At 67.3% G+C, this 14,181-nt stretch carries 13 protein-coding genes; 5 read left to right on the plus strand and 8 right to left on the minus strand.

Annotated features, from left to right (window positions below):
- Window positions 1-45: 45 nt before the first annotated feature.
- The 3 genes from ACYQ1Z_RS13315 to ACYQ1Z_RS13325 are packed head-to-tail and all read right to left on the minus strand — an operon-like array spanning window position 46 to window position 5,009.
- Window positions 46-1,209 carry an acyl-CoA dehydrogenase family protein gene (locus tag ACYQ1Z_RS13315; protein ID WP_459793009.1) on the minus strand — a complete coding sequence of 388 codons (1,164 nt, stop codon included), beginning with the start codon at window positions 1,207-1,209 and terminating at the stop codon, window positions 46-48.
- Between the two features lies 1 nt (window position 1,210).
- Entirely contained in the window at window positions 1,211-3,394 is a 2,184-nt protein-coding gene (locus tag ACYQ1Z_RS13320) for an acetyl/propionyl/methylcrotonyl-CoA carboxylase subunit alpha (RefSeq protein ID WP_459793010.1), read from the minus strand.
- Between the two features lie 7 nt (window positions 3,395-3,401).
- Window positions 3,402-5,009 (minus strand): carboxyl transferase domain-containing protein, encoded by a 1,608-nt coding sequence (locus tag ACYQ1Z_RS13325; protein ID WP_459793011.1) that lies wholly within the window; start codon window positions 5,007-5,009, stop codon window positions 3,402-3,404.
- A gap of 162 nt (window positions 5,010-5,171) precedes the next feature.
- Here ACYQ1Z_RS13325 and ACYQ1Z_RS13330 point away from each other — a divergent pair, with 162 nt between their 5' ends.
- Window positions 5,172-5,873, plus strand: coding sequence for an SACE_7040 family transcriptional regulator (locus ACYQ1Z_RS13330; RefSeq protein WP_459793041.1), 702 nt, complete (start codon window positions 5,172-5,174; stop codon window positions 5,871-5,873).
- Window positions 5,874-5,903: 30 nt separating this feature from the next.
- Here the strand turns inward: ACYQ1Z_RS13330 and ACYQ1Z_RS13335 are convergent, their stop codons facing one another.
- Genes ACYQ1Z_RS13335 through pdhA form a run of 3 tightly spaced genes read right to left on the minus strand, consistent with a single transcriptional unit; the run spans window position 5,904 to window position 9,483 of the window.
- Window positions 5,904-7,307, minus strand: coding sequence for a dihydrolipoamide acetyltransferase family protein (locus ACYQ1Z_RS13335; protein ID WP_459793012.1), 1,404 nt, complete (start codon window positions 7,305-7,307; stop codon window positions 5,904-5,906).
- On the minus strand, window positions 7,304-8,314 hold the full coding sequence (locus ACYQ1Z_RS13340) for an alpha-ketoacid dehydrogenase subunit beta (RefSeq protein ID WP_459793013.1): 1,011 nt from the start codon (window positions 8,312-8,314) through the stop codon (window positions 7,304-7,306). Before ACYQ1Z_RS13340 ends, ACYQ1Z_RS13335 begins: the two co-directional genes overlap by 4 nt.
- Window positions 8,314-9,483 carry a pyruvate dehydrogenase (acetyl-transferring) E1 component subunit alpha gene (gene pdhA / locus ACYQ1Z_RS13345; RefSeq protein WP_459793014.1) on the minus strand — a complete coding sequence of 390 codons (1,170 nt, stop codon included), beginning with the start codon at window positions 9,481-9,483 and terminating at the stop codon, window positions 8,314-8,316. The genes ACYQ1Z_RS13340 and pdhA overlap by 1 nt, the downstream gene beginning before the upstream one ends.
- 194 nt (window positions 9,484-9,677) lie before the next feature.
- On the opposite strand from pdhA, the gene ACYQ1Z_RS13350 reads away from it, so the two are divergent.
- From ACYQ1Z_RS13350 to ACYQ1Z_RS13365, 4 genes are all read left to right on the plus strand, one after another.
- Entirely contained in the window at window positions 9,678-10,151 is a 474-nt protein-coding gene (locus ACYQ1Z_RS13350; RefSeq protein WP_459793015.1) for an Lrp/AsnC family transcriptional regulator, read from the plus strand.
- Between the two features lie 128 nt (window positions 10,152-10,279).
- Window positions 10,280-10,834 carry a hypothetical protein gene (locus tag ACYQ1Z_RS13355; protein WP_459793016.1) on the plus strand — a complete coding sequence of 185 codons (555 nt, stop codon included), beginning with the start codon at window positions 10,280-10,282 and terminating at the stop codon, window positions 10,832-10,834.
- 150 nt (window positions 10,835-10,984) lie between these two features.
- Complete coding sequence (locus ACYQ1Z_RS13360; protein WP_459793017.1) at window positions 10,985-11,389, plus strand: DUF4383 domain-containing protein; 405 nt, start codon at window positions 10,985-10,987, stop codon at window positions 11,387-11,389.
- 7 nt (window positions 11,390-11,396) lie between these two features.
- Window positions 11,397-12,065 carry a hypothetical protein gene (locus ACYQ1Z_RS13365; RefSeq protein ID WP_459793018.1) on the plus strand — a complete coding sequence of 223 codons (669 nt, stop codon included), beginning with the start codon at window positions 11,397-11,399 and terminating at the stop codon, window positions 12,063-12,065.
- A 66-nt stretch (window positions 12,066-12,131) separates the two neighbouring features.
- Here ACYQ1Z_RS13365 and ACYQ1Z_RS13370 read toward each other — a convergent pair whose 3' ends face one another.
- Both ACYQ1Z_RS13370 and ACYQ1Z_RS13375 read right to left on the minus strand, forming a co-directional pair.
- Window positions 12,132-13,748 carry a solute symporter family protein gene (locus tag ACYQ1Z_RS13370; protein ID WP_459793019.1) on the minus strand — a complete coding sequence of 539 codons (1,617 nt, stop codon included), beginning with the start codon at window positions 13,746-13,748 and terminating at the stop codon, window positions 12,132-12,134.
- Window positions 13,748-14,125: a DUF485 domain-containing protein gene (locus ACYQ1Z_RS13375; RefSeq protein ID WP_459793020.1), complete on the minus strand. Its 378-nt coding sequence runs from the start codon at window positions 14,123-14,125 to the stop codon at window positions 13,748-13,750. Before ACYQ1Z_RS13375 ends, ACYQ1Z_RS13370 begins: the two co-directional genes overlap by 1 nt.
- Between the last annotated feature and the right edge of the window lie 56 nt (window positions 14,126-14,181).

Here is a 14,181-nt window from a genome sequence, read left to right on the forward strand (position 1 = left end):
GATCCTTTCAGGCCGGCTGCAGTCCTGCGTGCATCGAACCGGCCGCTACAGGCCCAGTTCGCGGGCGATCAGCATCAGCTGGACCTCCGTGGTGCCCTCCCCCACTTCAAGGATCTTGGAGTCGCGGTAGTGGCGTGCCACGGTGAACTCGTTGATGAAGCCATAGCCGCCGAATACCTGGGTGGCATCCCGCGCGTTGTCCATGGCCGCCTCGCCTGCGACCATCTTAGCGATGGCCGCCTGCGTCTTGAACGGTTTCCCGGCGAGCATCCTGGCGGCCGCGTCGTAGTAGGCCAGGCGTGCGGTGTGGGCCCTGGCTTCCATCCGGGCGATCTTGAAGGACACTGCCTGGTACTTGCCGATCTCGTGGCCGAACGCCTTGCGCTCCCTGGCGTATTTGACGGAGAGGTCCACGCATCCCTGGGCCGCGCCGGCGGCGAGGGCGGCGATGGCGATGCGCCCTTCGTCCAGGATCGAGAGGAAGTTGGCGTAGCCGCGGCCTTCGGTTCCCAGGAGGTTTTCCTCCGGCACCCGCACGTCCTTGAGGGTCAGCGGGTGCGTGTCGGAGGCGTTCCAGCCCACCTTGTTGTAGGGCTTCTCCGCCCTGAAACCGGGCGTGTCGGTAGGCACGAGGATGGTGGAGATCTCCTTTTGGACGCTGCCGTCGGAGCGTTCCTTCTGCCCTGTGACCGCCGTGACCGTCACCAGGCGGGTGATGTCCGTGCCGGAGTTGGTGATGAATTCCTTGTTGCCGTTGATCACCCAGTCTCCCCCATCCCGCCGCGCGGTGGTTTTGGTGCCGCCGGCATCCGATCCGGCTTCGGGTTCTGTGAGCCCGAAGCCGGCGAGCGCCTGCCCGGAGGCAAGCATGGGCAGCCATTCCTGCTTCTGGGCCTCGGCGCCAAAGCGGTATACCGGCATCGCACCGAGGGACACGCCGGCTTCCAGGGTGATTGCCACGGACTGGTCCACTCGGCCCAACTGCTCCAGGGCCAGGGCCAGGGCGAAGTAGTCACCGCCCATTCCGCCGTACTCCTCCGGGAACGGCAGGCCGAACAGGCCCATCTCAGCCATCTGCTTCACCACTTCGTAGGGGAAGCTGTGCTCTTCGTCGTGCTTGGCCGAGACCGGCGCCACCACGTTGTCCGCGAAGTCGCGGACAGTGTCGCTGAGGTCGCGGTACTCCTCGGTAAGTTCAAAACCGGGCATGTCAGGAGGCTCCTTCGCCTTGGGGGGACGTGTGTTGCTGCTGCCCGGAGGCAACTTCGGGGTGGATGGTGGCGAGCATCTGGTCCGCCTTCACCAGGTCGCCCTCCCGGGTGTTGAGGTGGACGGTCCCGGCGAGCGGTGCCACGAGCTGGTGCTCCATCTTCATGGCCTCCACGGAGACAAGGACCTGTCCTGCCGCAACGGCGTCACCGTCCCGCACCGGCACGGACACCACGGTGCCGGGCATCGGCGAGCGCACCGCCGGATCTGCTGCGCCTTCCTCGCGCTGGATGGCGGCCAGGACCCGCTCCAGCCGTGCCTCCCGCGTCAGCACGTCCAGCCGGCAGGACCAGCCGCCGTTGCCGAGGAACACACCCGCTGGCGTGCCCGGCCCGTCCGGGACCGGCAACACCGCGTATTCATGCATGGCGCCACCGAGCGTCAGGTCCGCGCGGCCTGGCCCTGAAAGGCGCAGCGACGCTGCCTGCCGCGCGCCGCCGTCGACCGCCACCGCAACCTTCCCGGACGCCACGTCTCCGTTGACCGCGACAGTGGCCACGCCGCCGTCGGGCGTTCCCAAACTGACCCGCCGCGGCGCCGGGGCACCGAGGCGCCAGCCGTTGCGGGCCTGCCAGGGCCCGCCGGCGGGGGCGGCGCGATCTGTGGCAGGCGCGTTCCCTACCGTAGCGTCCCCGGCCGCGAGTGCCGTAAGCGCCGCCGCGACCAGCTCGGCTTCACTGATGCGCCGGAATTCCAGTGCGGGCAGTTTGCGTTCGATCAGGCCGGTGTCGAGGCGGCCTGCCCGGACGTCGGGATCATTGACCAGCAGCCGCAGGTACTCGACGTTGGTATCCAGGCCCAGGGCTGTGTAACCGGCGAGCGCGGCATCCAGGGTGTCCAGCGCGGCTGAACGGTCGCCGCCCCAGGCGATGACCTTGGACATCATGGGGTCGTAGTTGGCGGAGAGCTCCAGCCCCTCCATCAGGGACGAGTCCACCCGCACCCTGCCCCCGGTTCCGGCCGGCAGTTCATCCAGCAGGTACACCCTGCCGGTGGAGGGCAGGAAGTTCTTCTCCGGGACTTCGGCATAGACGCGCGCCTCCACGGCGTGGCCGGAAAGGTCGACGTCGGGCTGCCGGACAGTCAGTTCCTCACCCGCGGCGATGCGCACCTGCCATTCGACGAGGTCGATGCCCGTAACCATTTCGGTGACCGGGTGTTCCACCTGCAGCCTGGTGTTCATCTCCATGAAGTAGAACTCGTCCGGGGCATCGTCGGAGACCAGGAACTCGACCGTACCGGCACCGGTGTAGTTCACGCTGCGCGCGGCGTTGCAGGCGGCCTCGCCGATGCGTGCCCTGACAGCTGCGCCGTTGGGCAGGTTTTCCAGCAGCGGTGACGGCGCTTCCTCAATGACTTTCTGGTGGCGCCGCTGCAGCGAGCACTCGCGTTCGCCGAGATGGATAACGTTGCCGTGGCTGTCCGCGAGCACCTGGACCTCGATGTGGCGCGGGGTGATGACCAGCCGCTCCAGGAACAGGGTGTCGTCACCGAAAGCGCCTGCCGCCACGCGGCGGGCGGTGGCCAGGACACCCGGCAGGTCCTCCGCTTTTGCGACTGCATGCATCCCCTTGCCGCCGCCCCCGGCGGACGGCTTGATGAGCAGCGGAAACCCGACGGCGGACGCGGCCGCCACGAGTTCGGCGTCCGTCATCCCGGGGCGGGCAACGCCCGGGACGACCGGGACTCCATAGCCGGCAACGTGGTTCTTGGCGCGGATCTTGTCCCCCATGACGTTGAGGGCCTCGACGCCGGGGCCGATGAACGTGATGCCGGCCCGTTCCAGGGCCCGGGCAAAGTCCGCGTTCTCACTGAGGAAGCCGTAGCCCGGGTGCACCGCCTCGGCACCGCTCTGGCGGCAGGCTTCGATGACGGCACCGATGTTGAGGTAGCTTTCGGCGGCCGCGGCGGGGCCGATCCGCACCGCCTCGTCGGCTTCTCGCACGTGCCGGGCGCCGGCGTCGGCATCGCTGTATACGGCGACCGAGCGGATCCCGAGGGCGCGGAGGGTCCGGATGACGCGGCAGGCGATCTCGCCGCGGTTGGCCACCAGGACGGTGCCGAACAGCGGCTCCCGCGCCGGCGGGGTGCCGGCCGGCGAAACGTTCGTGGCTGGTGCTGTCATGGCTGGCTCACATCCGGAACAGGCCGAAGGAGGTTTCCGGCAAGGGGGTGCGGGAGACGACGTCCAGGGCCAGGCCCAGGACGGTGCGGGTGTCCGCGGGGTCGATCACGCCGTCGTCCCACAGGCGGGCGGTGGAGTAGTAGGGGCTTCCCTGGTCCTCGTACTGCCGGCGGATGGGAGCCTTGAACTCTTCCTCATCCTGGCCGGACCATTCGTTGCCTGCGGCCTCCAGCTGGTCACGCTTGACGGTGGCCAGGACGCTGGCCGCCTGGTTGCCGCCCATCACCGAGATCCGGGCTGCGGGCCACATCCAAAGGAACCTGGGCGAGTAGGCCCGGCCGCACATGGAGTAGTTGCCGGCCCCGAAAGACCCGCCGATCACGACGGTGAGCTTGGGGACACGGGCGGTGGCAACGGCGGTGACCATCTTGGCGCCGTTCTTGGCGATGCCGCCCTGCTCCGCGTCCCGGCCCACCATGAAGCCGGAAATGTTTTGCAGGAACAGCAGCGGGATGCCGCGCTGGTCGCAGAGTTCGATGAAGTGGGCGCCTTTGAGGGAGGACTCGCTGAACAGCACCCCGTTGTTGGCAACGATGCCCACCGGGTGCCCGTGGATCCGTGCGAAGCCGGTGACGAGGGTGGTTCCGTAGTCCTTCTTGAATTCGTGGAAGGTGCTGCCGTCCACCAGCCGTGCGATGACCTCGCGGACGTCGTAGGGGGCATTGACGTCCGTGGGTACGGCGCCGTACAGCTGGGCGGGGTCCGCGGCGGGCTCGACGGCGGGTTCCACCTGCCAGGCGGGCGGCGCCGGCGGCGGCAGCGTGGCTACGATGTCCCGGATGATCTGCAGCGCGTGGTCATCGTTTTCCGCCAGGTGGTCCGTCACCCCGGAGATCCGCGAGTGGACCTCGCCGCCGCCCAGTTCCTCGGCGCTGACGATCTCGCCGATGGCGGCCTTCACCAGCGGCGGGCCGCCCAGGAAGATGGTGCCCTGGTTGCGGACGATGACAGTTTCGTCGCTCATGGCAGGCACGTACGCACCGCCGGCCGTGCAGGAGCCCATAACCGCGGCGATCTGCGGGATCTTGGCGGCGGAAAGGCGGGCCTGGTTGTAGAAGATCCGGCCAAAGTGGTCCCGGTCCGGGAAGACCTCGTCCTGTTTCGGCAGGAACGCCCCGCCCGAATCCACCAGGTAGATGCAGGGCAACCGGTTTTCGAGGGCAATCTCCTGCGCCCTCAGATGCTTCTTGACGGTCATCGGATAGTAGGTGCCGCCTTTGACCGTGGCGTCATTCGAGATCACGAGGACCTGCCGTCCGTGCACCAGGCCGATGCCCGCGATCACCCCGGCTCCGGGGGCGTCGTCGTTGTACATCCCGTTGGCGGCGAGAGGGGCGATTTCCAGGAAAGGACTGCCGTCGTCGAGCAGTTGGTCGATACGCTCCCGGGGCAGGAGCTTCCCCCGGGCTATATGCCTCTCGCGGGCTTTTTCCGGGCCGCCAAGCGCAGTATCGGCGAGCCTCTTCCGCAGGTCCTCAGCGAGACCGGCCTGCGCATGGTGGTTGGCGGTGAAAGCCTCGCTGGTGGGGTCGAGCCTGCTGGCAAGGGTCTCCATCGGCAGGATCCGTTCCTCTCTGAACCGGCCCGGCATTGGCAGCTCGGTTAGTGGCCAATAACTGAAATTCAGGTTAGTCCCAATTAACTGTGATGTCCAACACTGCCCGGCCTTGCTAGAATCTGCGGGTCCCGAGGAGGAAATGTGCCCAGCACCGACGCCATGGCCGCGCCCGGCAGCCCAGCCCCGCAGGGCAGCGCAACCCAGCCGGCCGATGCAACCCCGACAGCGAACGCAGCCAATCCAACCCAGCGCAGCAAGGCGAAGGAGAACCGCCGCCAGGCCCTGCTGACAGCGGCCGCCTCGCTGTTTGCCATGAACGGCTTCAACCGTGTGTCATTGGAGGACCTCGGAGCTGCCGCAGGAGTCAGCGGCCCGGCGGTCTACCGGCATTTCCCGGGCAAGCAGGCGGTCCTGGCGGATCTGCTGGTGACGGTCAGCCGGGAACTGCTGGAGGGCGGCCGCCGCGTGGTGGACACAAGCCCCGATCCCCAAACAGCCCTGAGCCGGCTGGTCGCTTTCCAGGTGGACTTTGCCCTGGGCAAACCGGACGTGATCCGGGTGCAGGACCGGGACCTGAGCAACCTCTCCGAGCAGGACCAGGCCACGGTCCGCGCCCTGCAACGCAGCTACGTGGAACTTTGGGTGGACGTCCTGGCGCAACTCCAGCCGGGTACAGACAGCTCCGAGCTCCGGATGCGCGCCCACGCCACGTTCGGCCTCATCAATTCCACCCCGCACTCGGTACGCAGCCACGGCCGCCGGATTGCGGCCGCCACCGCACGGCCCCTGCTGGAGGGGATGGCGCTGGCGGCGCTGACGGTGGCCGCCGGTCCCGCCGCCGGCCAGGAACTGATGCCCTAGAACTTCCGGCCGGGCGGCAGGATGGGGCGGTTAGACCATTGTGAGCACCATGCCGGGGTCGGCCAGGATGGCGCCGACGTCGGCCAGGAAGCGGGAGCCCTGCTCACCGTCCACCAGGCGGTGGTCGAAGGACAGGCTCAGCGTCATGACCTGCCGCAGGGCAACCTCGCCGCGGTACTCCCACGGCATGGTCCGCACGGCGCCCATCGCCAGGATGGCTGCTTCTCCGGGGTTGATGATCGGCGTGCCTGCATCGATGCCGAACACGCCGATGTTCGTGATGGAGAAGGTGCCGCCGGACAGGTCCGCGGGAGTGGTCCTGCCGGCGCGGGCCGTTTCTGCCAGGCCTGCGAGCGCTTCCGCCAGTTGATGCAGCGGCAGCGCATCGGCGTCCTTGATGTTGGGGACGGTGAGGCCGCGGGGCGTTGCCGCTGCGATGCCCAGGTTTACATAGTTGAACGTGACGATTTCCTGGGCGGCTTCCTCCCAGCGGGAATTCACTGACGGGTTGCGGCGCAGGGCTATCAGCGCCGCCTTGGCCGCAAGGGTCAGCGGTGTCAGCTTCACGCCGGAGAAGGAGCTGGAGGCCTTGAGCCTGGCCAGCAGGTCCATGGCGGGTGTGACATCCACGGTGAGGAACTCGGTGACGTGGGGTGCCGTGAAGGCGCTCTGCACCATGGCGGCTGCCGTGAGCTTCCGGACCCCCTTGATCGGGGCCCGGGTTTCGCGTTCTCCCGGCCGCGCTTCCTTGCCGGGTTCTCCTGCAGAGCCCGGCGCAGCGCCCGTCGCGGCCACCGCCATCTCCTGGAAGGCATGGACGTCTTCCCTGGTAATAAGGCCGTGAGGGCCGGTGCCGGCGACCCGGTCCAGGTCGATGCCCAGGTCCTTAGCCAGCTTCCGCACCGGCGGCGTGGAGCGGGGCCGCTCGGCGGGCTCAACCACCGCTTCGTCGGGCTCAACCACTGCTTCGGCGGGCTCCCCTGCCGGGGCGGCCGGGAAGTTCCGCGGGCGCCGCACCGGCCGGCCGGGGCTTTCGACGACGGCGCCGTAACCCACGAGATTGGGTTGCCGTTTTGGAGCGGCCTCCCCCGCCTCGTCCTTTCCGGCGGAAGCGTCCCCCGCCACCGGGTTGTCTCCCGTGGCTGCCGGGCCGGCGGGGGCGGAAGGTGCCGCCCCGGCGTCGTCCGGGACCTCGAAGGAGACGATCGGCTTGCCGACCTCGACGACGCTGCCCGGCTGTTCGTGGAGTTCCTTGATGACCCCGGCAAACGGCGACGGGAGCTCCACCACAGCCTTGGCTGTTTCCACCTCGGCAATAACCTGGTTGAGACTTACGGAATCGCCCACGGCGACCTTCCAGCTGAGGATTTCTGACTCGGTGAGTCCCTCGCCGAGGTCCGGGAGCCGGAATTCCTTGATCATGGTGCCGCTCATCCTTCCAGCCCGCTGAGGGAGTTGGGCCGGCCCAGTACACGGTCCACGCCGTCGAGGATGCGGTCCAGGCCGGGCAGGTGGTGCATCTCAAGCTTTGAGTAGGGGTAGGGAATATCGAAGCCGGTGACGCGTACGGGCGCCGCCTCCAGGTGATAGAAACAGCGCTCCGTGATGCTGGCAGCGACCTCCGCGCCGAGGCCGCCGGACTGGCCGGCCTCGTGCGTGACAACCAGCCGGCCGGTGCGCCGGACCGAGGCCTCGACGGTGCCGTAGTCGACCGGCGCCAGCGATCGCAGGTCGATGACCTGGATGGAGATCCCTTCATCGGCTGCGGCAGAGGCCGAGTCCAGGGCGGTCTTCACCAGAGGACCGTAGGCCACCAGAGTGACGTCGCTGCCTTCGGTGAGGACCCGCGCCTTGTCCATCGGCACGGCCGTCCGCGGGTCCACTGACTCATCAACCTCTGCCTTGTCGTGGTACCGGCGCTTGGGTTCGAAGAAGATCACCGGGTCATCGCAGGAGACAGCCTGCTGGATGACCGTGTAGGCATCCTGCGGGCTGGCCACGGTGACGACCCGCAGGCCTGCCGTGTGCGTGAAGTAGGCTTCCGGGGATTCGGAGTGGTGTTCGGGCGAGCCGATGCCGCCGCCGAACGGAATCCTGATGGTGATGGGCATCTTGACCGCGCCCCGGGTGCGGTAGTGGAGCTTCGCCACCTGGCTGACGATCTGGTCGAACGCCGGGTACACGAAACCGTCGAACTGGATCTCCACCACGGGCCGGTAGCCGCGGTAGGCAAGGCCGACGGCGGTGCCCACAATGGCGGATTCGGCCAGCGGGGTGTCCACGACCCGGTGCTTGCCAAAGTCCTTCTGCAGTCCGTCGGTCACCCGGAACACGCCGCCGAGGGTTCCGATGTCCTCGCCGAGGAGGACGACCTTGGGGTCGTTTTCGAGGGACTTGCGCAGGCCTGCATTGATGGCACGGCCAAAGGTCATCTGGGTCATCAGCGTGCACCTTCTTCGAGCGTGGCCCCGGCGGGATCACCGAAGGAGGCCAGATAACGGGCGTAGTGGTCCTGCTGCCGGTCCAGCCAGGAATTGGGTGTGCTGTACACGTGCTTGAACACGTCCAGTGGCTGCGGGTCCGGCATGTTGGTGCAGCCGTCCCGCAGCCCGCGTGCGACGGCGTCGGCTTTGTCCTTGACCTGTTGCTGCAGCTGCTCCGTCAGCAGGCCTTTCCGGTCCAGGAGCGCGGCCACCCGGCTGATCGGGTCTTTGGCGGCCCAGTCCTCAAGCTCATTGGGGTCGCGGTAACGGGTGGGGTCGTCAGCGGTGGTGTGCGGGCCCATCCGGTAACTGACGGCTTCGATGAAGGTCGGGCCGCCGCCCCGCCGTGCCCGGTCGAGGGCGACACGGGTGGCTGCCATAACGGCCAGGACATCGTTGCCGTCCACCCGCAGGCTGGGGATCCCGAACCCGGCAGCCCGGTCGGCCAGCTGGATGTGCGACTGCAGCCGGACGGGTTCGGAGATGGCCCAGTGGTTGTTGGTGCAAAAGAACACGACGGGGACCTGGAAGCTGGCGGCGAAGACCATGGCCTCGTTGACGTCGCCTTCGCTGGTTGCGCCGTCGCCGAAATAGGTGATGGCTGCTGAGTCCGCGCCGTCGTTCTGGATGCCCATGGCATAGCCGGTGGCGTGCAGGGTCTGGGCCCCGATGATGATCTGCGGGGTGGCCATGTTGATTGAGTACGGGTCCCAGCCGGAGGGCGCGTTGCCGCGCCATACCCGGAGAATGTCCGTCAGGTCCACGCCGCGGCAGTAGGCAACGCCGTTTTCCCGGTAGCTGGAAAAGACAAAGTCGACGTCGCGGAGGGAGCGGCCGGACCCGATCTGTGCGGCTTCCTGCCCGAGGAGCGGCGGCCACAGGGCCAGCTCGCCCTGGCGCTGGAGCGCAGTGGCCTCGACGTCGATGCGCCTAATAACGGTCATGTCCTCGAACAGGGCGCACAGCTGTTCGTCGGTGATGTCCCTGACCCAGAAGTCGTATTCGGGGTGGCTGACCCGCTCTCCCGCGGGTGTGATGAGCTGGATCAGCCGGTGCGCCGTTCCATGGGTTTCGTGGGCGCTGTCCGGGGCGCTTCCGCCGACCTGGCCCGTTTCGTCTGTAGACACGATAGACCGCAACCTTCTCACGTCGTTGACCGGCGGCTTTGGAGGCTTGTGGCCCCGGCCCGCCGGCCGCCCGGGCGCCGTTGCCCCGGATATTTGTGACCCTACTCACAATATTCAGGAGGTACAACCGCCGCGCCGATTCCTGAGCATTCTGCTCTGTTGGCGGCCCGCGCACCGTGCTAGCTTTGCGCATTATGCAAGCTTTGGATGGCACTGACACCCGCCTGCTTTCGGCCCTGGCGGAAGACCCCCGGAAGACCGTGGTGGCGCTGGCCCAGGAGCTCGGCCTGTCCCGGAACACAGTGCAGGCGCGGATGGCGCAGCTTGAGAAGAAGCACGTCTTCCTGTCCTTTGAGCGCCGCATCAATCCTGCGTCGCTGGGTTATCCGCTGATGGCGTTCATCTCCGTGCACGTGCAGCAACAGAAACTCACGCAGCTTGCAAAGGAGCTTTCCGGGATCCCGGAAATCCTCGAAGGATACGGCCTCACTGGTTCAGCCGACCTGCTGCTCCGGGTGGTGGCGGTGGACGCCGAGGATCTCTTCCGCATCAACGGCAAGATCCTTGCGTGCGACGGCGTGGAGCGGGCGGACACCGCCCTGGCGATGGGTGAGCTCATTCCCTTCCGGGTCCAGCCATTGCTCGAACGCGGTTCCGGCCGGAGCTGACTGCTGCAGGTATCGAGTACGGCGCCGGCGGCCGGGGATAATAGGCTTGGTCGCAGATATCCGCCGGGCCGGCACCAGGCTCCGGAACCGGGCGGCGCTGATACACCACTTTTGAAAGGCTCCACACCTTGAGCAGTCCCCAGGAACCGTACCAGCCGGGCCACCCCGGCTCCGGGCAGCAGCAGCTTCCCCCGCAGCCGGGCCAGTACGCCTCGGCGGGGCCGTTCGGCCTGCCCGGGGAGGAGCCGCCCGCGAGGAAAGGGCCCAGGCTGTGGATCGTCCTCACCGCCATCGGCGCCGTCCTGCTGCTGGTGGTCCTCGGCATCGTTATCCTCGTTAACGTGGCGGGCAGCGCCACCAACCAGGCCAAGGGGCTTGCGGACGGCTTTACCAGGCTCGTGATTGCCGGGGACAGCTCCAAAGCCTACGACGACTACCTGGACCCGGCGCTGCAGGAGCAACTGTCCAAGGAATCCTTCATCGCCGGCGTAGCAAGCCTGGAGATGGACGGGGACTGCAAGCCTGCCTACAACGATGTCCAGGTGTCCACGGAGGACGGCGTGAAGTCCGCCGACATCGCGGGCATCATCACCTGCGAGGGCAAGAATGTGGACCTCGCCTACCGTTTTGAGGGCACGGACGAGCTCAAGATGACCAATATCAAGTTGAGGCCCGCAGCCTAGCGGAACCTGGCCGCGGGGAGGATTAGGAAGTTTGCTGATCTTTTACCCATCCGCGCTTCCACATGGTCCGAATCGCTTCCGAGGGTCCCGGACGGGGACCCGCAGTCCGGCGGGGAACACCTACCCCGCCCTACCGGAAGGATTCGGGCCATGCGCACTTCACCCAACCGTCTTGTCGCCACTGTTTTTGGAGCCGTCTACCTGCTGGTGGGCCTCCTCGGCTTCGCCGTCACCTCGGGTATTGGCTTCGCCGCCACCGAGGGTGCCAACCTCATCATTTTTGAGGTGAACCCGCTGCACAACATCATCCACCTCGCCATCGGCGCCGCCCTGCTGGCCGCCGGCCTGAAGGGGACGGCGGGCGCACGTGCAGTGAACTCCACAGTGGGCGCCGTCTACCTGCTGGTGGGTGTGCTGGGCCTTTTCCTCCTGGGCTCCCCGCTGAACATCATCGCCCTCAACGGCGCCGACAACGTCCTCCACCTCGCAAGCGCCGTCCTGCTCCTGGGCGTCGGCCTGTCCCTGGACAAGTCGCCCGCTACCGTCCGGGCCTAGGGACGGCATGGACCTGGCCGTTTCGGGAGTGCCGGCGCACCCCGCGCCGGCGGCGCCGGACCAGCCCGCAGGGGGCGCGCCGGCGTTCCCGGCTGTCCGCCTGGTTACGGGGTTCGCCGCATTCGGCGCGGGTTCGGTGGACCTGGCGATCTCTTCCAGCTTCTTTGCCGGCGGCACGGGCACGCCGGGAACCACCGGATACGTTGCTGGCGCCATTGCCGGGGTTTGGGGCGCCGTACTGCTCGCGGCGGGCGTAACGTACCTCGCGCGCGGACGCGTCCCGGGCAGGCGGGCCGGGCCAGTGTTGGGGACCGCAGCCGGCCTCCACGTGGCGGCCATTGCCGCCAGCCCGCCGGAAGCGTCCCGGCTCAACCTGAGCCACCTGGCTGCGCTTCTGCTGACCCTGATGATCGTCGCGGCCGTCGCCTGGCTGCGCAGGAACTCCGCGCCGCACAGGCTCCGGGCGACCGCGGCCACCGAAGGTACAGCCTCGCCAGGGCGGCTGCTGCTGGCGGCCTTTGCCGGCGCGGTGCTGGTGGCAGGAATTGCGACGCCGGGACTCGCCGCGTCCACGCCCGGACAGTATGCCGTGCCGCACGGTGAACACGGTCAGGGTGAACACGGTCAGGGTGAACACGGTACCGCCACCGTGCCGGGCGGACACCACCAGAGGTAAGAAGAGCCGCCGCACCGGGTACGTGGTACCCGGTCCGGCGGCTCTTGCTTTGTAAGCGGCGTCGGATCAGTGGCTGGTGGCTTTTTCCGCCCCCACGCCGGTGAGGGAACGTACTTCCATCTCTGCCTGCTTGGAGCTGTCCTCGCGGTTCTTGTCCAGGACTGTGCCCAGCCAGCCCAGGAAGAAGGCCAGCGGGATGGACACAATACCCGGGTTGCTCAGCGGGAAGAACGCGAAGTTCGCGTCCTTGATCATCGAGGTCGCACCGCCGGATACCACCGGGGAGAAGATGATGAGCACGATGGCCGCCCCCAGTCCCCCATACATGCTCCACACCGCGCCCTGGGTGGTGAACCGGCGCCAGAACAGCGAGTAGATGATGGTGGGCAGGTTGGCCGAGGCTGCCACGGCGAAGGCCAGCGCCACCAGGAAGGCCACGTTCTGTCCGTTGGCGAGAATCCCGCCCAGGATGGCAAGGACGCCGATCACCACCACAGTGCGCCGGGCGACCTTGACCTCGGTGTCGGCGTCGGCCTTGCCCTTGGAGATGACGCTCGCGTAGATGTCGTGGGCGAACGACGCAGCGGCGGTGATGGTCAGGCCGGCCACCACCGCCAGGATGGTGGCGAAGGCGACGGCCGAGATGAAGCCCAGCAGCAGCGGCCCGCCCAGGAAGAAGGCCAGCAGCGGCGCGGCGGAGTTCACGCCGCCCGGGGCGGCCTTGATGGTGTCGGCGCCCACCAGCGCGGCAGCGCCGTAGCCCAGGACAAGGGTGAACAGGTAGAACAGGCCGATCAGCCAGATGGACCATACCACCGACTTGCGGGCTTCCTTGGCGGTGGGGACCGTGTAGAAGCGCATGAGCACGTGCGGCAGGGCCGCGGTGCCCAGGACCAGGGCAAGGCCCAGGGACATGAAGTCCAGCTTGGAGGTTTCGGTCTTGCCGTACTGCAGTCCGGGGTTGAGGACGGCCGGGTTATTGGCGGTATCCACCGCCGCGCCCAGCAGGGTGGAGAGGTTGAAGCCGTAGATGGCCAGGACCCACAGCGTCATGACGGCTGCGCCGGCGATCAGCAGGACAGCCTTAATGATCTGAACCCACGTGGTGCCCTTCATGCCGCCGATCAGGACGTACAGGATCATCAGGCCGCCGACGACGATGATCACCAGGGCTTGTCCGCCCCAGTCGCTGATGCCGAGCAGCAACGAGATCAGGCTGCCCGCACCGGCCATCTGGGCCAGGAGGTAGAAGAAGCACACTGCCAGCGTGGAGATGGCCGCGGCGATGCGGACGGGCCGCTGCTTGAGGCGGAAGGACAGGACGTCGGCCATGGTGAACTTGCCGGTGTTGCGCAGGAGTTCAGCCACCAGCAGCAGCGCCACCAGCCATGCCACCAGGAAGCCGATGGAGTACATGAAGCCGTCGTACCCGTTGATGGCGATGGCGCCCGTGATGCCCAGGAAGGACGCCGCGGAAAGATAGTCCCCAGCGATGGCGGTCCCGTTCTGCGAACCGGAAAAAGACCGTCCGGCGGCGTAGTAGTCGGCGGCGGTCTTGTTGTTCCGGCTGGCGCGGAACACGATGACCATGGTCACGGCGACGAACAGGCCGAAGATGCCCATGTTGAGCAGGGTGGTGTCCTTGAGTGCGGCGACGTCCACCGCGGCTGCAATAGTGATCATCAGTTGACTCCGCCTACCCGGTTGCCGTGCCTGTCGAATTCATGCCCCTCGATTTCGTGCCGGATCTCCGACGCGATGGGGTCCAGCCGCTTGTTGCAGTAGCGCACGTACAGGCCGGTGATGACGAACGTGGAGACGAACTGCAGCAGGCCCAGGATGAGGCCGACGTTGATGTTGCCCCAGACCTTGGTGGACATGAATCCCACCGCGTAGTCCGCGAGCAGCACGTAGGCGAAGTACCACAGCAGGAAGGCCACTGCCATGGGGAAAACGAAGCTGCGGTGGCGCTTGCGCAGTTCCTGGAACTGTTCGGTCGACTGGACTTCCTCGAAGTCCACGGACGCCGCAGCGTCCGGAGCATGGGCGTCGTTACCCATCATTCCTCCTCATTGAGAGTTGCCGGTGCACACCGTCCTGCCGGCCCGGGCAGGGA

The organism is Arthrobacter sp. AD-310, from assembly GCF_054656615.1.